The sequence below is a fragment of the Pseudomonas sp. W15Feb9B genome, assembly GCF_000828175.1.
GTDB classification, from domain to species: Bacteria; Pseudomonadota; Gammaproteobacteria; order Pseudomonadales; family Pseudomonadaceae; genus Aquipseudomonas; species Aquipseudomonas parakoreensis.
On sequence record NZ_JTKF01000023.1, the window covers coordinates 41828 to 61070 of the forward strand.

Consider the following 19243-nt stretch of genomic DNA (forward strand, 5'->3'; position numbering starts at 1 on the left):
GTTAAGACCATTAGGAGTAAAACAAAGGCACGCGGTCCCTTGGTACCTTTACCGGCACGGCACTTGGGGGAGATGCCGCCCGACAGTTCAAGTATTGATCAGTCTGGCGTTCAGTCCAGTTGAGCGGTCGGGGTTTTTAAACAAATTTGGAATACGTGCGCTTCAGTTGAGTTCTCATTGCCGCCTCAGCGTTCGCAAAATGAACAAGAAACACAGATATGGTCGGATGATCCGTGCATTTTTGTGCAAGTTAGGCATAATACGCGGCTTCGAATTTTGACCCCTACAGACCTTTTCTTATGCACAAAGAACCTCGTAAGGTCCGTGAGTTTCGTCGCCGCGAGCAAGAAATTCTCGATACCGCGCTCAAGCTGTTCCTCGAACAAGGTGAAGACAGTGTCACCGTCGAGATGATTGCTGATGCCGTGGGTATCGGCAAAGGCACGATCTACAAGCACTTCAAATCCAAGGCCGAGATCTATCTGCGGCTGATGCTCGATTACGAGCGCGATTTGAACGAGCTGCTGCATTCGGCCGATGTCGACAAGGACAAGGAAGCGCTGTCCCGTGCCTACTTCGAATTCCGTATGCGCGACCCTCAGCGCTATCGCCTGTTCGACCGTCTCGAAGAGAAGGTGGTGAAAGGCAATCAGGTACCGGAAATGGTCGAGGAACTGCACAAGATCCGTGCCTCGAACTTCGAACGCCTGACCTTGCTCATCAAGGGCCGGATCAGCGAAGGCAAGCTCGAAGACGTGCCACCGTACTTCCACTACTGCGCGTCCTGGGCGCTGGTGCACGGCGCGGTTGCGCTGTATCACTCGCCGTTCTGGAGCAACGTGCTCGAAGATCAGGAAGGTTTCTTCCAGTTCCTGATGGACATCGGCGTGCGTATGGGCAACAAGCGCAAGCGCGATCCGGAAACCCCGAGCAGTTGAATCATTCAGCGGCCTTATTGCGCCATGATTTCGCTACATGACGCAGTACCGCAGGAATATACTCAGGCATAGGGCTTGCTAAAACTTGATTTGTGAGTCAAGTTTTAGCGGCTCGAAATTCTATCGCCGGAGTGATCATGATCGTTGACCGACAAGGCAGGCGTTTTCGCAATTTGCGCATCAGCCTGACTTCAGCCTGCAATTACGCCTGTACCTACTGCGTGCCCAACGGCAAGCGGTTGGTGGCTGCGCAGGATGAGCTGTCGGCCGAGGCCATGGCCCGCGGCGTGGCGTATCTGATCGAAGCCGCCGGCATCGAGCGCCTGCGCATCACCGGTGGCGAGCCGCTGGTCAGCCCCAAACTCGAATCTTTCATGAGTGCCGTCGGCAAGATGGGCCTGGAAGACATCAGCCTGACCACCAACGGTCAACTCCTGGCGAAGAAGCTGCCGCTGCTGGTGGACGCAGGTCTGCGCCGGATCAACGTATCCCTCGATACCCTGGATGCCGGCGCGTTCCGCAGTATCGCCCGTGGCGGCGATCTGGCGACCGTGCTCGATGGCATGGACCAGGCGAAAGCGGCGGGGATGAAGATCAAGGTCAACATGGTGCCGTTGCGCGGGCAGAACCTGGATCAGGTGATGCCGCTGCTCGATTACTGTCTGGAACGTGGCTACGAGCTGCGTTTCATCGAGTTGATGCGCATGGGCCACCTCGCCACTGACTCCAATGCCTTCCTGCAACAGTTCGTCAGCCTGCAGCAGTTGCTGAGCCTGATTGGCGAGCGTTACGAGTACGCGCAAGCCGATGCGCCAGTCGATGCAACGGCCGTGCGTTATGCGATCCCGGGGCTGGGCCATTTCGGCGTGATTGCCAACGAAAGCGTGCCGTTCTGCCGAACCTGTTCGCGCTTGCGTCTGTCTTCGACGGGATGGCTGCACGGCTGCCTGTCGTCGAGCAACCGCCACTATGTCGGCGATCTGCTCGACAAGCCGCGTCATCAGGCATTACCAGCGTTGCAGCGCTTGCTGGTCAAGGCGCTGGGCGACAAGCAGGAAGTGGCGTTCTCCGGTGGCGCGACCGTTATGAAGATTATCGGCGGCTGAACAACCGCTTTCGCGAGCAAGCTCGCTCCCACATTTCGAATGCATTCTCCTGTGGGAGCGAGCTTGCTCGCGAATACGATCTTACAATCAACGATTTTCCTGAGCTGGCGCAAAAGCTGCATCCAACGGCCATTCGCCGGTTTTCCGTCACCGGCTTCTGGAGGATGAGGATGCGTAGCCTGGTTTTGCTGCTGGCCGTTTTGGCGCTTGGCGGCTGTATGACTGTCAGCGATATGGCCGAAGGCACTCGCTATCAGATGAGCGACGCGGGGCTGCTGGATCACAGCGACAGCCGTCGGGTGAACAACTTCCGCATTCAGCCGGACTCGTTCATCTACATCGCCCAGGGTTCATTCGCGCCGCCGGGGGGCTCCTATCCGCGCCCGAACGTTGTGGCCGAAGAAGCGTTCAAAGGTTTTGTCGAATACTTCCCGATGGTCCGCCGTGCGCGAGCCCCGGAAGGCCTCGATCAGGCATTGGGCGAAGCTCGCGATGCCGGTGCTCACTACCTGCTGTATACCCGCTTCGCCAAGGCTGACGACCGCATCGGCAACTCCGACGAGTGGCTCGATCAGGAAGCCGTGGATCGCCTCGGCATCGACGGCGGGGTGATTCAGATCATGTTGATCGAGACCAGCACCCAGTATTTGATTGATACTGCACGGATCAAGAGTCGTGGCGGTTTACTGACGTTCCACGATAACAAGCCGGAAGACCTGATCGGCCCGCCGCTGGCGCAATACGCGCGCAGCCTGCTGGGAGTCGGCGACCAATAAACCAAGGAGTACGCCATGAGTGGACCGCAAAAAGCCAATGACCTGTTGGGACAGATCCCCAAAACCAAAGGCCTGCCGCCGGTGCACTTGTGGAACCCGGACTTCTGCGGCGACATCGATATGCGCATCGCCCGCGACGGCACCTGGTATTACCTGGGCACGCCGATCGGGCGCAAGCCGATGGTCAAGCTGTTCTCCACCATCATCCGCCGCGACGGCGATGATTACTTCCTGATTACCCCGGTGGAAAAGGTCGGGATCAAAGTCGACGACGCGCCGTTTGTGGCGATTGCCGTGGAGGTTGAAGGCGAGGGTGAAGCGCAGTTGCTGCGCTTCACCACCAACGTCGAGGAGACCGCCGAGGCCGGGCCGGAACATCCGATCCGCGTCGAGATCGACCCGGTGACTCAAGAGCCCGCGCCTTACGTGCACGTGCGCACCAACCTCGAAGCGCTGATTCACCGCAATGTGTTTTACCAACTGGTGGAACTGGCGGTCAGTCGCGAAATCGACGGGCAGCGCTGGTTGGGCGTATGGAGTGGCGGCGAATTCTTCCGCATCGGCCTCGAGCCTTAAACAAAAATCCCTGTGGGAGCGAGCTCCCCCATTGGTTTTGAGAATCACCTTAAAATCTCGATTGACGGCTAATCATATGATCATTAGCGTGGACACCCATCGCCAAGCGCTTTGAGGTTTTCATGTCCAGCAGCTTTCATGCATCAACGGTCGATTGGCTGGGCAGCTGGATTGCCGCTGGCCAGGTAAAGCCGGGGCAGACGATCAAGGTCGAGGCCGATCTGGGCGAGCAACTCGGCGTCAGCCGCACGGTGATTCGCGAAGCGATCAAGACCCTCGTCGCCAAAGGCATGCTTGAGGTCGGGCCGAAAGTCGGCACCCGCGTGTTGCCAGTGCGGCGCTGGAACCTGTTTGATCCGCAAGTCGTCGGCTGGCTGTCACGCAACGGCTTGCCGGAAAACTTTGTCGATGACCTGCTCGATCTGCGTCGCACCATCGAACCGATGGCCGTGCGCTGGGCCTGCGAGCGCGCCAGCCTGGAGCAGATTCATGCGGTGCAATTGGCCTACAACGCGCTGGAACGGGCGGTCGACAGCGGCATTGATTACAACCGTGCCGACCAGGTGTTCCACGAGTGCATTCTGGCGGCCAGCCATAACCAGTTCATTGAGCAAATGGTCCCGGCCCTCGGCGCTTTGCTCGCGGTGTCGTTTGAAGTCTCCGCCGCTGACCCCGATGAACTGCGTCGCACATTGCCAATCCACAAGGACATGGCCGACGCCATCGTCGCCCGCGATGCGGCGCGCGGGGTGTGGGCCTGCATGACCTTGATCGACAATGCCGACCTGGCAATCAAGCGCTTTTACCCGCAGGTGATGGCCGACAAAAAAGCCAGCTGACAACACAAATCCCTACCATAAAAACCACAAGAACCAAGGAGTTGCCATGAGCTGGACCGCCGTAACCCAACACCGCGCCAGACTCGGAGAAGGCCCGTTCTGGGACGCCCCCACCCAGGCGCTGTACTGGGTCGATATCGCCGGCCAGCAGGCGCTGCGGCTGATCGGCAACAACGTGCAGATCTGGCGGATGCCCGAGCACGTTTCCGCGTTCATCCCCTGTGCCAGTGGCGACGCGTTGGTGACATTGAGCAGCGGCGTGTATCGACTGGATCTCGATTCCCCGGGCCTCGAACCACGCCTTACGCTGTTCTGCATTGCCGACCCGCAACCCGGCAATCGACCCAACGAAGCACGCTGCGACGCCCAAGGCCGATTGTGGCTCGGCACCATGCAGAACAACATCGGCGACAACGGCGAAGACCTGCCGGTCGAGCGTCGTTCCGGTGGCCTGTTCCGCATTGATCCCGACCAGCGCGTCACACCGTTGTTGCGTGGCTTGGGGATTCCCAACACCTTGCTGTGGAGCGACGACGGCACCACGCTGCTATTCGGCGACAGCCTGGACGGGGCGCTCAATCGCTATTTCATTCACACCGATGGCAATCTCGATGTCGCCAAACGCTGGTACGGTCCTGACCAGAACGGCGGCCCGGACGGTTCGGCAATGGACGCCGAAGGCTACGTGTGGAACGCCCGCTGGGATGGCAGTTGTCTGCTGCGCCTGAGCCCGGAAGGCAAGGTCGAGCGCAAAATCGACCTGCCCGTCAGCCGACCGACCAGTTGCGTATTCGGCGGCGAAGACCTGAAAACCCTCTACATCACCAGCGCCCAGAGTCCGCACAACCATCCATTGGATGGCGCGCTGTTGTCGATGCGGGTCGATGTACCGGGCAAACTCTGCACACGCTTCGCTGGCTAAATCCCAAAATATGGGATGCAAAATTATATATTGAGATTATTTGGCAGTCGGGTTTATAGTCGGCTCCAGCAGTAACACGCACTCACACTTAAAAAGAACAAAACAGGTGAAGTGATGCAGCGAACCTCTATCGCACTCCCCAACGGAGTCAGCGTCTCGCAACGGCCCGGCGTCGCTCGCCGCGCCTGCCTGTTTCGTTTTCACAGTCTTCCAGACCGGACATCGTCAGATGCCCGGTTTTTTTGTGTCGACGAACAGGAGTTCTGATCCATGGCTGAACCTCTTTCCTTGCCGCCGGTGCCTGCGCCGCCGAAGGGTGAGCGTCTGAAAGACAAAGTGGTGCTGCTGACCGGCGCCGCTCAAGGCATCGGCGAAGCCATCGTCGCCACCTTCGCCTCACAGCAGGCCAGGCTGGTGATCAGCGACATTCAGGCAGAGAAGGTCGAGAAGGTTGCCGCGCACTGGCGCGAGCAGGGCGCTGACGTGCAGGCGATCAAGGCTGACGTCTCGCGCCAGCAAGACCTGCATGCCATGGCCAGACTGGCGGTTGAGCGGCACGGACGCATCGACGTGCTGGTCAACTGCGCCGGGGTCAACGTGTTCCGCGACCCGCTGCAAATGACCGAAGAAGACTGGCGTCGTTGCTTCGCCATCGATCTGGACGGCGCCTGGTACGGTTGCAAAGCCGTGCTGCCGCAGATGATCGAGCAAGGTGTCGGCAGCATCATCAACATCGCTTCGACCCATTCCTCCCACATCATTCCCGGTTGCTTCCCGTACCCGGTGGCCAAGCACGGCCTGCTCGGCCTGACCCGGGCGCTGGGTATCGAGTACGCGGCGAAGGGCGTTCGGGTCAACGCTATCGCGCCGGGCTACATCGAGACGCAACTCAACGTCGATTACTGGAACGGCTTTGCCGATCCCCACGCCGAGCGTCAGCGCGCCTTCGATCTGCACCCGCCGAAACGTATCGGCCAGCCGATTGAAGTGGCCATGACCGCGGTGTTTCTGGCCAGTGATGAAGCACCGTTTATCAATGCCGCCTGTATCACCATCGATGGTGGGCGCTCGGTGATGTACCACGACTGAGTGGATCGGGTTTCAGGCGGTGAACTCCGCGTGAAATCCAATCATCATACGATATGACTATTTTCAACAGGCTTTGCAGCAGTACGTGTCACGCCACCACACCTGTGGCGAGGGAGCTCGCTCCCGCTCGGCTGCGCAGCAGTCGTAAATTCGGGCTGCGCGGTGTGTTTGATTGACCGAGGTAACCGGTTTTAGGGCCGCTTCGCAGCCCAGCGGGAGCAAGCTCCCTCGCCAAAAGCTGTTTAATTTGCTCAAGAAAAATAACAAGGAGTCAGCTTATGAAATGTCGTTTCGGGATTCGTACCCTGTGCAGTGCCGCGCTGGCGGTCACCGCGTTCAGTCTGAGCAGTACGCTGCTCGCTGCCGACGCCGTGAAAATCGGTTTCCTGGTCAAGCAGGCTGAAGAGCCATGGTTCCAGACCGAATGGGCCTTCGCTGAAAAAGCCGCCAAGGACAAAGGCTTCGAACTGATCAAGATCGCCGTGCCGGACGGCGAGAAAACCCTCTCGGCCATCGACAGCCTTGCGGCGAACGGCGCCAAAGGCTTCGTGATCTGCCCGCCGGACGTCTCGCTCGGCCCGGCGATCATGGCCAAAGCCAAACTCAATGATCTGAAAGTGATCGCCGTCGACGACCGTTTTGTCGACGCCAGCGGCAAGTTCATGGAAGACGTGCCATACCTCGGCATGGCCGCGTTCGAAGTCGGCCAGAAGCAGGGCAACGCGATGGTCGCCGAAGCGAAGAAACGCAACTGGGACTGGAAAGACACCTACGCGGTGGTCAACACCTACAACGAGCTCGACACCGGCAAGAAGCGCACCGACGGTTCGATGAAGGCGCTTGAAGACGCCGGCCTGCCGAAAGACCACATCCTGACCGCCGCGCTGAAAACCCTCGATGTACCCGGCAGCATGGACGCCACCAACTCGGCGCTGGTCAAGCTGCCCAGCGCAGCGAAGAACCTGATCATCGGCGGCATGAACGACAACACCGTGCTCGGCGGCGTGCGCGCCACCGAAGCCGCCGGGTTCGCTGCGGCCAACGTGATTGGTATCGGCATCAATGGCACCGACGCCATCGGCGAGCTGAAAAAGCCCAACAGCGGTTTCTTCGGTTCGATGCTGCCAAGCCCGCACATCGAAGGCTACAAGACCGCCGAGATGATGTACGAGTGGGTCACCACCGGCAAAGAACCGCCGAAGTACACGGCGATGGATGACGTCACCCTGATCACCCGCGAGAACTTCAAGCAAGAGCTGGAAAAAATCGGCCTGTGGAACTGATGGCTGCTCGATCGGTGTGAAGAGGTGACTCAGATGCACGCGCAAGTACAGACACATGCAAGCAGCGCCGGCGGCAGCCTGCGCTTCAACGGGATCGGCAAGACCTTCCCCGGGGTCAAGGCGTTGGACGCGATCAGCTTCGTCGCCCACCCGGGGCAGGTGCACGCCTTGATGGGCGAGAACGGCGCCGGCAAATCGACCCTGCTGAAAATCCTTGGCGGCGCCTACATTCCCAGCAGCGGCGAGTTGCAGATCGGCGAGCAGACCATGGCGTTCAAGTCGACCGCCGACAGCATCGGCAGCGGCGTCGCGGTGATTCACCAGGAGCTGCATCTGGTGCCGGAAATGAGCGTGGCCGAGAACCTGTTTCTCGGTCATCTGCCGGCCAGTTTCGGCCTGATCAATCGCGGCCTGCTGCGCCAGAATGCCCTGGCCTGCCTCAAGGGCCTGGCCGATGAAATTGATCCGCAGACCAAGGTCGGGCGCCTGTCGCTCGGCCAGCGGCAACTGGTGGAAATCGCCAAGGCGCTGTCCCGTGGCGCGCATGTGATCGCCTTCGATGAGCCGACCAGCAGCCTCTCGGCGCGCGAAATCGACCGTCTGATGGCGATCATCAGCCGCCTGCGCGATGAGGGCAAAGTGGTGCTTTACGTCTCGCATCGCATGGAAGAAGTGTTCCGCATTTGCGACGCGGTGACGGTGTTCAAGGATGGCCGTTACGTGCGCACCTTCGATGACATGAGCCAGTTGACCCACGATCAACTGGTGACCTGCATGGTCGGGCGCGACATTCAGGACATCTACGATTACCGCAGCCGTCCACGCGGCGCGGTGGCGTTGAAGGTCGACGGTCTGCTCGGCCCGGGGCTGCGTGAACCGGTGAGTTTCGAGGCGCACAAGGGCGAGATTCTCGGGCTGTTCGGTCTGGTCGGGGCCGGGCGCACGGAATTGTTCCGGCTGCTCAGCGGGCTTGAGCGCAACACCGCCGGACGCCTGGAATTACGCGGGCATGAACTGAAATTGCGCTCACCGCGTGACGCGATTGCCGCCGGGATCCTGCTGTGCCCCGAGGACCGGAAAAAAGAAGGGATCATTCCGCTGGCCAGCGTTGCCGAGAACATCAACATCAGCGCGCGCGGCGCCAATGCCAGCCTCGGCTGCCTGCTGCGCGGGCTGTGGGAGAAGGGCAACGCCGACAAGCAGATCAAGGCGCTGAAAGTCAAAACCCCGCACGCCGGTCAGCAGATCAAATTCCTGTCCGGCGGCAATCAGCAGAAGGCCATTCTCGGTCGCTGGCTGTCAATGCCGATGAAGGTTCTGCTGCTCGACGAGCCGACTCGCGGCATCGACATCGGCGCCAAGGCCGAGATCTACCAGATCATCCATAACCTGGCCGCCGACGGCATTTCGGTGATCGTGGTGTCCAGCGACCTCATGGAGGTGATGGGCATTTCCGACCGCATTCTGGTGCTCTGCGAAGGCGCGCTGCGCGGCGAAGTCAGCCGCGACCAGGCCAATGAATCCAACCTGCTGCAACTGGCTTTGCCGCGCCATCGCGCTGACGGCGTGGCGAACTGAGAGGTGACTATGATGACCATCCAAAACAAGGCGCTGCCGACTCCCCGCAAACCGTTGGACCTGCGGCGCTTCCTCGACGACTGGGTCATGCTGCTGGCGGCCATCGGCATCTTCGTCGCCTGCACGCTGCTGATCGACAACTTCCTCTCGCCATTGAACATGCGCGGGTTGGGCCTGGCGATTTCCACTACCGGCATTGCCGCGTGCACCATGCTGTATTGCCTGGCGTCGGGGCACTTCGACCTGTCGGTGGGCTCGGTAATCGCCTGCGCCGGGGTCGTTGCGGCGGTGGTGATGCGCGACACCAACAGCGTGTTCCTCGGCGTCAGCGCGGCGCTGGTGATGGGCCTGATGGTCGGGCTGATCAACGGCATCGTGATCGCCAAGTTGCGGGTCAACGCGTTGATCACCACGCTGGCGACGATGCAGATCGTCCGCGGCCTGGCCTACATTTTTGCCAACGGCAAAGCGGTGGGCGTGTCGCAGGAATCGTTCTTCGTCTTCGGCAACGGCCAGTTGTTCGGCGTGCCGGTGCCGATTCTGATCACCATCGTCTGCTTCCTGTTCTTCGGCTGGCTGCTGAACTACACCACCTACGGGCGCAACACCATGGCCATCGGCGGCAACCAGGAAGCGGCGTTGCTCGCCGGGGTCAACGTTGACCGGACCAAGATCATCATTTTCGCCGTGCACGGCGTGATCGGTGCGCTGGCCGGGGTGATTCTGGCGTCGCGCATGACCTCCGGGCAGCCGATGATTGGCCAGGGTTTCGAGTTGACCGTAATTTCGGCGTGTGTGCTCGGCGGCGTGTCGTTGAGCGGCGGAATCGGCATGATCCGGCATGTGATTGCCGGGGTGCTGATTCTGGCGATCATCGAAAATGCGATGAACCTGAAGAACATCGACACGTTTTATCAGTATGTGATTCGCGGTTCGATTCTGTTGCTGGCCGTGGTCATCGACCGCCTCAAACAACGCTGATTCCATCTGTCGAAGCATAATTTTGTGGCGAGGGAGCTTGCTCCCGCGCGGCTGCGCAGCAGTCGCAAACCCGGACAGTGCGGTGTGTCAGACTCACCGCTGTCACCGGATTTGGGGCAGCTCTGCAGCCCAGCGGGAGCAAGCTCCCTCGCCACAGGTATGCATTCCTTCTGTCCGAACCGCTAAAAACTTCTTGCCCGCTCGCAACCGTTTCAGGTATCACTTTGTACATGATTAGACAGGTACGATTTGACAAGAAACAACGGGTGGTCGACGAGCTCGTCCGGCGCATCGAAAGCGGCCTCATGGAGGACGGCTTTCTGTTGCCCGGCGAGCATCAGTTGGCGCAGGAATTCAACGTCAGCCGTGGCACGTTGCGCGAGGCGCTGGCCGAGCTGAAGCGGCGCAATTACATCGCCACGCAAAGCGGGGTCGGCTCCATTGTCACGTTCGACGGTGTAGCGCTCGATCAGCGCAGCGGCTGGGCGCAGGCGCTGGCCGACAGCGGGGCGCTGATCAACACCGAAGTGCTGCGCCTGGAAGCCGTGACCCGGCCCGATCTGCTCTCGCGGTTCGGCACCGAGCAATTCATCACCCTCGACCGCCGTCGCCGCTCCAACGACGGCACCCTGGTGTCCCTCGAACGCTCTTTGATGCCGGCCACCGGCGGCCTGGAAAGCCTGCCGCGTGTCGGTCTGATCGACAACTCGTTGACCATTACCCTCGCGGCCTACGGCTACATCGGCGAACGCGGCGATCAATGGATCGGCGCCGAACCGCTGAATGCCGAGGACGCCGAACTGCTCGGGCGCCCGGTGGGAACCGTGTTCCTCAAGGCCCTGCGCACCACCTACGACCGACAGAACCGTTTCATGGAACAGGTCGAAAGCCTGCTCGACCCGGTGCATTTCCGCCTGCACCTGCAATTTGGAGAATCGAAATGACCGCGCTCAACCGTGCCCTCGGTGCGTTTTATGGCCTGGCTCTCGGTGACGCGTTGGGCATGCCGACGCAATCGCTGAACCGCGAAACGATCAAGGCCCGCTTCGGCCGGATTACTGATCTGCAGGATGCCGGTCCTCTGCAACCGATCGCCGCCAACATGCCCAAAGGCTCGATCACCGACGACACCGAACAGGCGATTCTGGTCGGCGAGTTGCTGCTCGAGGGCAAGGGCCGGATCGAGCCGGCCGTGCTCGCCCAACGGCTGATCGAGTGGGAAGCCGAGATGCAAGCCAAGGGTTCGCAGGACCTGCTCGGCCCATCGACCAAACGCGCCATTGAAATGATCCTCGCCGGCCACTCGCCGGAGGAGGCCGGGCGTTATGGCACCACCAACGGCGCGGCGATGCGCATCACCCCGGTGGGCATCGCCGCAGACGTCGCTGATCCCGAGCGTTTCATCGCAGCCGTGGTGCAGGCCTGTCAGGTTACCCACAACACCACGTTGGGGATTTCCAGCGCGGCGGCGGTGGCGGCGGTGGTCTCGGCCGGGATCAACGGCATGGATCTGGGCGAGGCATTGAACCTTGGCCAGCAGATTGCGCAACAGGCCGAGGCACATGGGCACTGGGTGGCCGGCGGGCGCATCGCTTCGCGCATCAGTTGGGCGCGAACCATCAGCGTCGATAGCGACAAGGCGCTGCTGGCCGATCTGCTGTACGACGTGATCGGCACGTCGGTAGCCTCGCAGGAATCGGTGGTGGTCTCGTTCGCCCTGGCGCAGCAAGTGGCGGTCGGCGAGATGAGTGCGTTCGACGCGTTGTGCATGGCTGCCAGCCTGGGCGGTGACACCGACACCATCGCGGCGATTCTCGGCGCCATGCTCGGGGCCTGCCTGGGTCTTGAGAGTTGGCCTGCCGAGATGATCAAGACGGTGAAGGCTGTCAATCATCTGGAGCTTGAGCCGTTGGTGCAAGGTCTGTTGGCCTTGCGTTGATTCAATTGACGCCTTCGCTGGCAAGCCAGCTCCCACAGGGATCGTGCATATCTTAAGGTTCACTTTGAACCTGTGGGAGCGGGCTTGCCCGCGATAGGCGCGACGCATTTATGAATTATTCACCCGCAATGGATCGCACAGACAGGCCCGGGAAGGCCACAGATGTCTTGTCGTTTTGCGTCATTGCCACAACCACAATAAAGGCAAACAGGAGCACTGTTCATGAGTTCATCAAACGTCGGGCCAAGCGCCGGGCAGCTGGAAACCCGGGGTATCGAGCCGGTGCCGGAAGCCGAGTGCAACGGCCATCCGCTGCAACTGTTCTGGGTCTGGTTTGCGGCCAACATTTCCATTCTCGGACTGCCGCTCGGCGCTACGCTGGTGGCGTTTCGCGGGCTGGCAATCTGGCAGGCGATCATCGTCGCGATTGTCGGTGCAGCCGGTTCGTTTGCGGTGGTGGGAATCATCTCGATTGCCGGTCGCCGCGGCCGTGCGCCGAGCTTGACGTTGTCGCGGGCGATCTTCGGCGTGCGCGGTAACATCGGCCCGACCCTGGTCTCGCTGATGTCGCGTCTGGGCTGGGAAACCGTCAACACCACCACCGCCGCATTTGTGTTGCTGTCGCTGTGCTCGATCCTGTTCGGCTCACCAGTTGAAGCGAAAAGCGCGCCCGTGCTGACGCTGCTCTTCATCGCCATTTTCGTGTTGCTGACCCTGTCGGTTTCCGGTCTCGGTCACGCGACGTTGCTGGTGATCCAGAAGTGGGCGACCTACGTGTTCGGCGCGCTGAACATTCTGGTCGGCGGCTTCCTTTGCGCGACCATCGACTGGAGCGCCGTGTTCAACGCCACGCCAGCGCCGCTGAGCGCGATGATCATCGGCATCGGCACCATGGCCGCCGGCACCGGGATCGGCTGGGCCAACGCCGGCGCGGACATGTCGCGCTATCAGCACCGCAGCGTCAAGGCTGTCCGGCTGGTGGCGTCGGCGGCGTTCGGTGCGGGGATTCCGCTGGTGCTGCTGATCACCCTCGGCGGCCTGCTGTCGGTGGGCAACAATGACCTGGCGTCGGCGACTGACCCGATCGTGGCAATCCGCGACATGCTGCCAACGTGGATGGCCGTGCCGTACCTGATCACCGCATTCGGCGGCCTGCTGCTGTCGAACAACCTTTCGGTGTACTCCGCCGGTTTGACCACGCTGACGTTGGGTCTCAAGGTCAAACGCGTCTACGCAGTGGTGGTCGACATCGTGGCGATCTTCGCCGGTTCGATCTACTTCATGCTGATCGCCGACAGCTTCTACGGCCCGTTCATCACCTTCATTTCCCTGCTGGCGGTACCGATCACCGCGTGGGTCGGGATCTTCGTGGTCGACCTGATTCACCGTCACTACTACAGCCCGAAAGACCTGCTCGACGTCAGCCCGAGCAGCGCCTACTGGTACAGCGGCGGCATCGAGTGGCGCGCGTTCGGCGCGTGGGCGATTGCCATTGTGCTCGGCTTCAGTTTCACCACCATCGGCACCACCGCCGAGAACGTCTGGTTCAAAGGCTTCCTGTCTGACTCGTGGCTGGGGCACAACGGTCTGGGCTGGATCGTGACCTTCGTGGTGGCCGGTGGCATTTACCTGGTTCTCGGCGGGGCGAAAGACCGCCGCGCCGCGCAAGTCGAGAATGCTCATGCCTAAGATGTTGCACACCGGCCAGGTCATCATCGACCTGGTCATGGCCGTGGATCGGTTGCCGCAAATCGGCGGCGATGTGCTGGCGCAGTCTGCGGCGTTCGAGGCCGGCGGCGGTTTCAACGTGATGGCCGCTGCCGTGCGCAATGGTTTGCCGGTGGTTTATCTCGGTCGCCACGGCAGTGGGCGTTTCGGTGATCTGGCGCGTCAGGCGATGAAGGATGAAGGCATTCATATCGGCATCCCGACGCCTGCGCAACGCGACACCGGGATTTGCGTGGCGCTGACCGATGCGTCGGCCGAGCGCAGTTTCATTTCCTACATCGGCGCTGAAGGTGAGGTGACCGAGGAGGATTTGAACAGCGTGGCCGCCGAGGCGGGCGATTACGTTTATGTGAGCGGCTACAGCCTGCTGCATGCAGGCAAGGCGCAAGCTTTGCTGGACTGGACGCTGGCGCTGCCGGACGCGATCAACGTGGTGTTCGATCCGGGCCCGCTGGTCGAGTCGCCGGACTCGGCGTTGATGCAAGCGCTGCTGCCGCGCATCGATGTGTGGACCAGCAACGGCGTCGAGGCGTTGCGCTTCACCGGAGCTGCGGACATTGGCGCGGCACTGGACCGACTCGCCGAACACTTACCGCAAGACGTGCTGTTGGTGGTACGCGACGGGCCGCAGGGTTGCTGGATTCAGCAGGCCGGTGAACGTCGGCATGTGCCGGGGTTCGCCGTGAAAGCGGTCGACAGCAACGGTGCGGGGGATGCGCATGCCGGGGTGTTTGTCGCCGGGTTGGCGCAGGGCTTGGATGCGCATGAGGCGGCGCGGCGGGCGAATGCGGCGGCGGCTTTGGCAGTCACGCGATGGGGGCCGGCGACAGCGCCGGGGGCGGCTGAAGTGGATGGGTTTATCCGCGAGTCCTGCGGCGGCTGAACTGACGCTTTCGCTGGCAAGCCAGCTCCCACAGGTTTACAGGGTGAAACGCAAATTTGTGTACCCCGGAGTCACTGTGGGAGCTGGCTTGCCAGCGATAAGGCCATCAGCCTCACAACAAATATCAGCCGGCTTTGCGCAACGCCGCAATCAACTCATCCTTGCGCATCGAAGACCGCCCGGCGATATCCTTCGCCCGCGCCTCTTTCCTCAGACTGTCCACAGTCTGCGTCTCGCGCGACGCCTTGCTGTCGCGCGCATGTCCCTCGCGACTGGCCACCGCTCGCCGCGATGATTCTTTGCGATCTTCGGACTTGGCACTCGCCGGTTTCCTGCGTCCGGAGCCGCCAGCCTTTTCGCCACCGCCCGACTGTTTATTGACCGTCGCCCAGGCCCGCGCCTCGGCTGCATCCTTCGACACGCCTTTTTTCTCATAGCTGTCTTCGATGTGTTCGGCCTTGCGCTTCTGCTCGGCGGTGTATTTGTCTTTGCTTCCACGAGGCATGGGATTTCTCCTTGCACCAGTAGATGGGTTTCATGTGTAGGAGCTGCCGAAGGCTGCGATCTTTTGATTTTAAAAAGCAAGATCAAAAGATCGCCGCCAGCGGCAGCTCCTAAAAGATCATGTGTTCACACAACCACCGCTTCTAGACATCCAGCTTTCTCGCCGCTTCAACGCCCGCGGCACTGAGCTTGATCGGCAGATTCAACGAGTGTTCGCCGGCCTCGTTGCAGGTCACATGACCATGGTGAATCAGTCCGCGATCCTGCAGGGCGGCGAGGGCGCTGGCCACGACTTTCTCACCGCGATAGTTGTCCAGCACCTCTTTGCCCAATCCACTCGGATGGGCGTGCAGCAGGCGGGTAAGGACTTCTTTTTCCAGGTTTTTATCGACGTTCATGGTTACCTCTTCATGGATGTGAATAGGACGCTCGCGTCGGCGAACTACTGACCGCTGCCTTCGGAACCCGAGCCACCGGTGGTGGTTTTCGAGCCGATGCCGGGGCCGGCGTTATCGGGTGTTGCGGGGGCGTCGGGGGTGTTCATGCCACCCTGGCGGCCGGGGTCACTGCCTTGTGTGCGTGGGTCGGTGCCAGTCGCAGGTGGCTGGTTGATCAACGGAACCCCGGAGCCATCGGTGTTCATGCCTGGGGCACTGTTAATGGCCGGGGCGCGCGGTGATGGAACCGGATCGGCAGGACCGGTGCCCGCTGCAGTGGTAGAAGCGGCGAAAACCGCAGGGCTCAGCAGGGCGGCGAAAACGAGGGCAGTCAACCTTGACGGGATCATAGGGCTTCTCCAGTGATTGGAATCCTTACCTGTGTTTGGTCTGCCCCTGAATCGGATTGGTGCCTGATGATCGACGAACGGTCTATTGGCGAAGTGCGGCATCAATGCCGATCTCTTCCTTGAACTGCTCCATGAAACCCTTCAGACGCTGATGGCGGATCTGCGCCAGACGCTGACCAGCGCCAGTCTGGAAACCGTCGGCCAGGTGCAGCAGCTTGGTCTGAAAGTGGTCGAGGCAGAAGCGTGTGTCGTCGTAGTCGCGCTCCTTGGCTTCAGGGTCCAGCGGGTCATACAACGCACTGCCCATGCGCCCGGCGACGTAGAAGGTGCGGGCAACGCCGAGCATGCCCAGCGAGTCGAGCCGATCGGCGTCCTGGACCAGTTTCGCTTCGAGGGTCAGCGGGGTGATGTTGGCGGAAAAACTGTGGGCTTCGATGGCGTGGCTGACGGCGGCGATTTTGCTTTCGGGCCAATCCAGATCGGCCAACACGTTGGCGGCTTTGTCAGCGGCAAGGCGCGAGGCCTGCGAGCGCAGCGGCGAGTTCTTTTCGACAGCTACGCAGTCGTGCAGCAGCACGGCGGCGAGCAATACTTCGAAGTCGCCGCCTTCCTCGGCCTGCAAGGTGCGCACGGTGTGCCAGACCCGTTGCAAGTGAGGGAGGTCGTGGGCACCGTCGTCGGAGGTCTCCAGAGCGTGGGGCAGCAACTCGGCGGCGAGTGAGGTGAGCGGCGCAAAAGCAGTGGCGTTCATGAACATCCTTGCAGACTTACCTGAATTTTGAAGCCCATGATACTTCTGTGGTGAGGGGATTTATCCCCGATGGAGTGCAAAGCACTCCCCTTTTTCAAGGCTGCTGCGCACCCCATCGGGGATAAATCCCCTCACCACAAGGTTCTCTACCAGGTATGGAATGTGACGAGCGCCGCCCACGGCTTTAGTATGGCGCTTTCCCTTTTCCGACAAGGCCCGTTCATGACGATCGAAATCCGCCCGGCGACCCCCAGCGATGCGCCGCAAATCCTCGCCTTCATCACCGAACTGGCAGATTTCGAAAAGGCCCGCCACGAAGTGATCGCCAGCGTCACCGATATCGAGCGCAGCCTGTTCAGTGAAGGCGCCACGGCCCATGGTCTGATCTGCCTGCGTGACGGTGTGCCGATCGGTTTTGCGGTGTTCTTCTTCAGCTATTCGACGTGGCTCGGCAGCAATTGCCTGTACCTCGAAGACCTCTACATCACCCCCGAACAACGCGGCGGCGGTGCCGGTAAAACCCTGCTGCGGCATCTGGCGAAAATCGCCTGCGACAACGACTGCGGCCGCTTCGAATGGAGTGTGCTGGACTGGAACACCCCGGCCATCGAATTCTACAAATCCCTTGGTGCGCAGCCGCAGGAAGAGTGGGTGCGCTATCGCATGGATGGCAAGGTGTTGCGTGAGTTTGCCGAAGGGTAGTTAACCTGTAAGAAAAGATCGCAGCCTTCGGCAGCTCCTGCACTGATCCTTGTAGGAGCTGCCGAAGGCTGCGATCTTTTTTGCTTCAATCCCACAATGTGGGAATGATATTTATATATTGAGATTTTCCTTCGCCAAGGTTTATAGTCCGTCGCACTCACTGCCAAAAACAAAACAGGTGATGCGATGCAGGCGCAATTGATCGCGCTCGATTGGGGGACGACCTCATTACGTGCTTACAAACTCGCGGCGGGCGCAGTGGTGCTGGAGCAGCGTGCGCTGTCGTCCGGAATCATGCAGTTACCGAAGACGCCGCGAGTCATCAACGGTGGTGAATGCGCCGACGGTTTTGAATTGGCCTTCGAAGAGGCGTGTGGCGACTGGCTTGATGCGCAGCCGGATCTGCCGGTGATCGCCTGCGGCATGGTGGGCAGCGCCCAGGGCTGGCGCGAGGCGGCCTACTGCGAAACGCCGGCAAACGTCGCCAATCTCGGAAACTCCCTACAAACGCTGGTCAGCCTGCGCGGCACACGGGTGCATATAGTGCCGGGCGTGATCCAGCGCTCTCGTCTGCCCAATGTCATGCGCGGTGAAGAAACCCAAGTCCTCGGCGTACTGCAGAATCTGTCGGCCGAGGCGGGCGGCGATCTGTTGATCGGTCTGCCGGGCAGCCATTCCAAGTGGGTGGAAGTGATCGACGGCTGCATCACGCATTTCGATACGTTCATGACCGGCGAAGTGTTCGCCGTGCTCAGTGAACACAGCATTCTCGGGCGTACCCAGCAACAGGGTGCAGCATTCGATGGGCTGGCGTTTGACCGTGGCGTGCAAGTGGCGCTGTCGGCGGACGGCGAACTGGGTGTGCTCTCCACATTATTCAGTGCACGCACCTTGGGCCTGACCGGCGAACTGGCCCCGACGGCGCAAGCGGATTACCTGTCCGGGCTGATGATCGGCCATGAACTGGCGGCGCTTGCTGCGGTGCAGCGGCGTCGGCGCCACAGCGTGCATCTGCCCGCAATCATCCTTATTGGCAACGCGCAACTCTGCGCCCGTTACGGCCGTGCCCTCGAGGCTTGCGGTTTCGCTCGCGTCACGCTGGCCGAGCAGGCCACCGAGCGTGGCCTGTGGCAACTGGCTCTGGCCGCCGGGCTGCTCGATTCCTCATCCCGTTAACCCTGACTGGAGGCCTGACATGCTCAAGCAAGCATTGGCACAAAACGGTCTGATCGCAATCCTGCGTGGCCTGCATCCGCAGGAAGCCGCTGCTGTCGGAGAAGTCCTGTATGCCGCCGGATTTCGCGTCATCGAAGTACCGCTCAATTCCCCATCGCCGTATGAAAGTATCCGCATCCTGCGTCAGACCTTGCCCGCCGATTGCCTGATCGGTGCCGGTACGGTGCTGACCCCGGAGCAGGTCGAACTGGTGAAAGAGGCTGGCGGCCAGGTGATCGTCATGCCGCACAGCGATGCCAAGGTGTTGCGTGCAGCGAAAGCGGCGGGGCTTTACCTGTCGCCGGGTGTCGCCACGCCGACCGAAGCCTTCGCGGCGCTGGAGGAGGGCGCGGACATTCTCAAGCTGTTCCCGGCCGAGCAGATGGGCCCGGCGGTGGTCAAGGCGTGGCTCGCGGTGTTGCCTTCCGGAACGGTGCTGGCGCCGGTCGGCGGGATCACCCCGGACAACATGCAAGCGTTCATCGACGCCGGCGTGAAAGGTTTCGGCCTCGGTTCCGGACTGTTCAAACCGGGCATGACGGTTGAACAAGTGGCGGCCAACGCCAAGGCCTACGTGGCTGCCTGGAAGGCCCTTCGCTGAGATTTATCCGGCGCTGCGTGCGCTGCATCTAACAAGAGAGACAAA

The 19243-nt window shown here is 61.0% G+C and carries 21 protein-coding genes; 17 read left to right on the forward strand and 4 right to left on the reverse strand.

Annotated features, from left to right (window positions below):
- Positions 1–299: 299 nt before the first annotated feature.
- From OC71_RS12285 to OC71_RS12350, 14 genes are all read left to right on the forward strand, one after another.
- Positions 300–938, forward strand: a complete 639-nt coding sequence (locus tag OC71_RS12285; RefSeq protein ID WP_007950805.1) for a TetR/AcrR family transcriptional regulator — start codon at positions 300–302, stop codon at positions 936–938.
- 137 nt (positions 939–1075) lie between these two features.
- The gene (locus tag OC71_RS12290; protein ID WP_041069205.1) at positions 1076–2044 is read left to right on the forward strand and encodes a GTP 3',8-cyclase MoaA; all 969 of its coding nucleotides are present in this window, start codon (positions 1076–1078) and stop codon (positions 2042–2044) included.
- A gap of 170 nt (positions 2045–2214) precedes the next feature.
- Entirely contained in the window at positions 2215–2820 is a 606-nt protein-coding gene (locus OC71_RS12295) for a DUF4823 domain-containing protein (RefSeq protein ID WP_041069208.1), read from the forward strand.
- Between the two features lie 15 nt (positions 2821–2835).
- Positions 2836–3396, forward strand: a complete 561-nt coding sequence (locus OC71_RS12300) for a DUF1285 domain-containing protein (RefSeq protein WP_041069211.1) — start codon at positions 2836–2838, stop codon at positions 3394–3396.
- Positions 3397–3518: 122 nt separating this feature from the next.
- The gene (locus OC71_RS12305; RefSeq protein ID WP_041069214.1) at positions 3519–4235 is read left to right on the forward strand and encodes a FadR/GntR family transcriptional regulator; all 717 of its coding nucleotides are present in this window, start codon (positions 3519–3521) and stop codon (positions 4233–4235) included.
- A gap of 46 nt (positions 4236–4281) precedes the next feature.
- On the forward strand, positions 4282–5157 hold the full coding sequence (locus tag OC71_RS12310; protein ID WP_041069217.1) for an SMP-30/gluconolactonase/LRE family protein: 876 nt from the start codon (positions 4282–4284) through the stop codon (positions 5155–5157).
- A gap of 270 nt (positions 5158–5427) precedes the next feature.
- A complete protein-coding gene (locus OC71_RS12315; protein WP_041069220.1) occupies positions 5428–6246 on the forward strand; it encodes an SDR family oxidoreductase in 819 nt (272 codons plus the stop codon).
- Positions 6247–6524: 278 nt separating this feature from the next.
- The gene (locus OC71_RS12320; protein WP_041069223.1) at positions 6525–7529 is read left to right on the forward strand and encodes a substrate-binding domain-containing protein; all 1005 of its coding nucleotides are present in this window, start codon (positions 6525–6527) and stop codon (positions 7527–7529) included.
- 33 nt (positions 7530–7562) lie between these two features.
- Complete coding sequence (gene araG / locus OC71_RS12325) at positions 7563–9107, forward strand: L-arabinose ABC transporter ATP-binding protein AraG (RefSeq protein ID WP_041069226.1); 1545 nt, start codon at positions 7563–7565, stop codon at positions 9105–9107.
- Positions 9108–9119: 12 nt separating this feature from the next.
- Positions 9120–10088 carry an L-arabinose ABC transporter permease AraH gene (araH, locus tag OC71_RS12330; RefSeq protein WP_041069807.1) on the forward strand — a complete coding sequence of 323 codons (969 nt, stop codon included), beginning with the start codon at positions 9120–9122 and terminating at the stop codon, positions 10086–10088.
- 230 nt (positions 10089–10318) lie between these two features.
- Positions 10319–11032 (forward strand): GntR family transcriptional regulator, encoded by a 714-nt coding sequence (locus tag OC71_RS12335; protein WP_041069228.1) that lies wholly within the window; start codon positions 10319–10321, stop codon positions 11030–11032.
- The gene (locus OC71_RS12340; RefSeq protein WP_041069231.1) at positions 11029–12027 is read left to right on the forward strand and encodes an ADP-ribosylglycohydrolase family protein; all 999 of its coding nucleotides are present in this window, start codon (positions 11029–11031) and stop codon (positions 12025–12027) included. Before OC71_RS12335 ends, OC71_RS12340 begins: the two co-directional genes overlap by 4 nt.
- Positions 12028–12249: 222 nt before the next feature.
- On the forward strand, positions 12250–13716 hold the full coding sequence (locus tag OC71_RS12345; protein WP_041069234.1) for a cytosine permease: 1467 nt from the start codon (positions 12250–12252) through the stop codon (positions 13714–13716).
- The gene (locus tag OC71_RS12350; protein ID WP_041069237.1) at positions 13709–14638 is read left to right on the forward strand and encodes a PfkB family carbohydrate kinase; all 930 of its coding nucleotides are present in this window, start codon (positions 13709–13711) and stop codon (positions 14636–14638) included. The genes OC71_RS12345 and OC71_RS12350 overlap by 8 nt, the downstream gene beginning before the upstream one ends.
- 124 nt (positions 14639–14762) lie before the next feature.
- Here OC71_RS12350 and OC71_RS12355 read toward each other — a convergent pair whose 3' ends face one another.
- From OC71_RS12355 to OC71_RS12370, 4 genes are all read right to left on the reverse strand, one after another.
- Positions 14763–15143 carry a Rho termination factor N-terminal domain-containing protein gene (locus OC71_RS12355; protein WP_041069240.1) on the reverse strand — a complete coding sequence of 127 codons (381 nt, stop codon included), beginning with the start codon at positions 15141–15143 and terminating at the stop codon, positions 14763–14765.
- Positions 15144–15285: 142 nt separating this feature from the next.
- Positions 15286–15540 (reverse strand): hypothetical protein, encoded by a 255-nt coding sequence (locus OC71_RS12360; protein WP_007961959.1) that lies wholly within the window; start codon positions 15538–15540, stop codon positions 15286–15288.
- 44 nt (positions 15541–15584) lie between these two features.
- Positions 15585–15929, reverse strand: a complete 345-nt coding sequence (locus OC71_RS12365; protein WP_041069243.1) for a hypothetical protein — start codon at positions 15927–15929, stop codon at positions 15585–15587.
- Between the two features lie 82 nt (positions 15930–16011).
- Positions 16012–16680 (reverse strand): HD domain-containing protein, encoded by a 669-nt coding sequence (locus OC71_RS12370; RefSeq protein WP_041069246.1) that lies wholly within the window; start codon positions 16678–16680, stop codon positions 16012–16014.
- Positions 16681–16902: 222 nt separating this feature from the next.
- Between OC71_RS12370 and OC71_RS12375 the strand changes: the two genes are divergently transcribed.
- From OC71_RS12375 to OC71_RS12385, 3 genes are all read left to right on the forward strand, one after another.
- Entirely contained in the window at positions 16903–17382 is a 480-nt protein-coding gene (locus tag OC71_RS12375; RefSeq protein ID WP_007961964.1) for a GNAT family N-acetyltransferase, read from the forward strand.
- A 186-nt stretch (positions 17383–17568) separates the two neighbouring features.
- On the forward strand, positions 17569–18558 hold the full coding sequence (locus OC71_RS12380) for a 2-dehydro-3-deoxygalactonokinase (RefSeq protein WP_041069249.1): 990 nt from the start codon (positions 17569–17571) through the stop codon (positions 18556–18558).
- A gap of 19 nt (positions 18559–18577) precedes the next feature.
- Positions 18578–19198, forward strand: coding sequence for a 2-dehydro-3-deoxy-6-phosphogalactonate aldolase (locus OC71_RS12385; protein ID WP_041069252.1), 621 nt, complete (start codon positions 18578–18580; stop codon positions 19196–19198).
- The last annotated feature ends 45 nt before the right edge of the window (positions 19199–19243 follow it).

Excerpts from the sequence above, each read along its gene's own strand:
- OC71_RS12285 (WP_007950805.1), top strand. The coding sequence starts at position 300 with ATGCACAAAGAACCTCGTAAGGTCCGTGAGTTTCGTCGCCGCGAGCAA.
- OC71_RS12290 (WP_041069205.1), top strand. The coding sequence starts at position 1,076 with ATGATCGTTGACCGACAAGGCAGGCGTTTTCGCAATTTGCGCATCAGC.
- OC71_RS12295 (WP_041069208.1), top strand. The coding sequence starts at position 2,215 with ATGCGTAGCCTGGTTTTGCTGCTGGCCGTTTTGGCGCTTGGCGGCTGT.
- OC71_RS12300 (WP_041069211.1), top strand. The coding sequence starts at position 2,836 with ATGAGTGGACCGCAAAAAGCCAATGACCTGTTGGGACAGATCCCCAAA.
- OC71_RS12305 (WP_041069214.1), top strand. The coding sequence starts at position 3,519 with ATGTCCAGCAGCTTTCATGCATCAACGGTCGATTGGCTGGGCAGCTGG.
- OC71_RS12310 (WP_041069217.1), top strand. The coding sequence starts at position 4,282 with ATGAGCTGGACCGCCGTAACCCAACACCGCGCCAGACTCGGAGAAGGC.
- OC71_RS12315 (WP_041069220.1), top strand. The coding sequence starts at position 5,428 with ATGGCTGAACCTCTTTCCTTGCCGCCGGTGCCTGCGCCGCCGAAGGGT.
- OC71_RS12320 (WP_041069223.1), top strand. The coding sequence starts at position 6,525 with ATGAAATGTCGTTTCGGGATTCGTACCCTGTGCAGTGCCGCGCTGGCG.
- araG (WP_041069226.1), top strand. The coding sequence starts at position 7,563 with ATGCACGCGCAAGTACAGACACATGCAAGCAGCGCCGGCGGCAGCCTG.
- araH (WP_041069807.1), top strand. The coding sequence starts at position 9,120 with ATGACCATCCAAAACAAGGCGCTGCCGACTCCCCGCAAACCGTTGGAC.
- OC71_RS12335 (WP_041069228.1), top strand. The coding sequence starts at position 10,319 with ATGATTAGACAGGTACGATTTGACAAGAAACAACGGGTGGTCGACGAG.
- OC71_RS12340 (WP_041069231.1), top strand. The coding sequence starts at position 11,029 with ATGACCGCGCTCAACCGTGCCCTCGGTGCGTTTTATGGCCTGGCTCTC.
- OC71_RS12345 (WP_041069234.1), top strand. The coding sequence starts at position 12,250 with ATGAGTTCATCAAACGTCGGGCCAAGCGCCGGGCAGCTGGAAACCCGG.
- OC71_RS12350 (WP_041069237.1), top strand. The coding sequence starts at position 13,709 with ATGCCTAAGATGTTGCACACCGGCCAGGTCATCATCGACCTGGTCATG.
- OC71_RS12355 (WP_041069240.1), bottom strand. The coding sequence starts at position 15,143 with ATGCCTCGTGGAAGCAAAGACAAATACACCGCCGAGCAGAAGCGCAAG.
- OC71_RS12360 (WP_007961959.1), bottom strand. The coding sequence starts at position 15,540 with ATGAACGTCGATAAAAACCTGGAAAAAGAAGTCCTTACCCGCCTGCTG.
- OC71_RS12365 (WP_041069243.1), bottom strand. The coding sequence starts at position 15,929 with ATGATCCCGTCAAGGTTGACTGCCCTCGTTTTCGCCGCCCTGCTGAGC.
- OC71_RS12370 (WP_041069246.1), bottom strand. The coding sequence starts at position 16,680 with ATGAACGCCACTGCTTTTGCGCCGCTCACCTCACTCGCCGCCGAGTTG.
- OC71_RS12375 (WP_007961964.1), top strand. The coding sequence starts at position 16,903 with ATGACGATCGAAATCCGCCCGGCGACCCCCAGCGATGCGCCGCAAATC.
- OC71_RS12380 (WP_041069249.1), top strand. The coding sequence starts at position 17,569 with ATGCAGGCGCAATTGATCGCGCTCGATTGGGGGACGACCTCATTACGT.
- OC71_RS12385 (WP_041069252.1), top strand. The coding sequence starts at position 18,578 with ATGCTCAAGCAAGCATTGGCACAAAACGGTCTGATCGCAATCCTGCGT.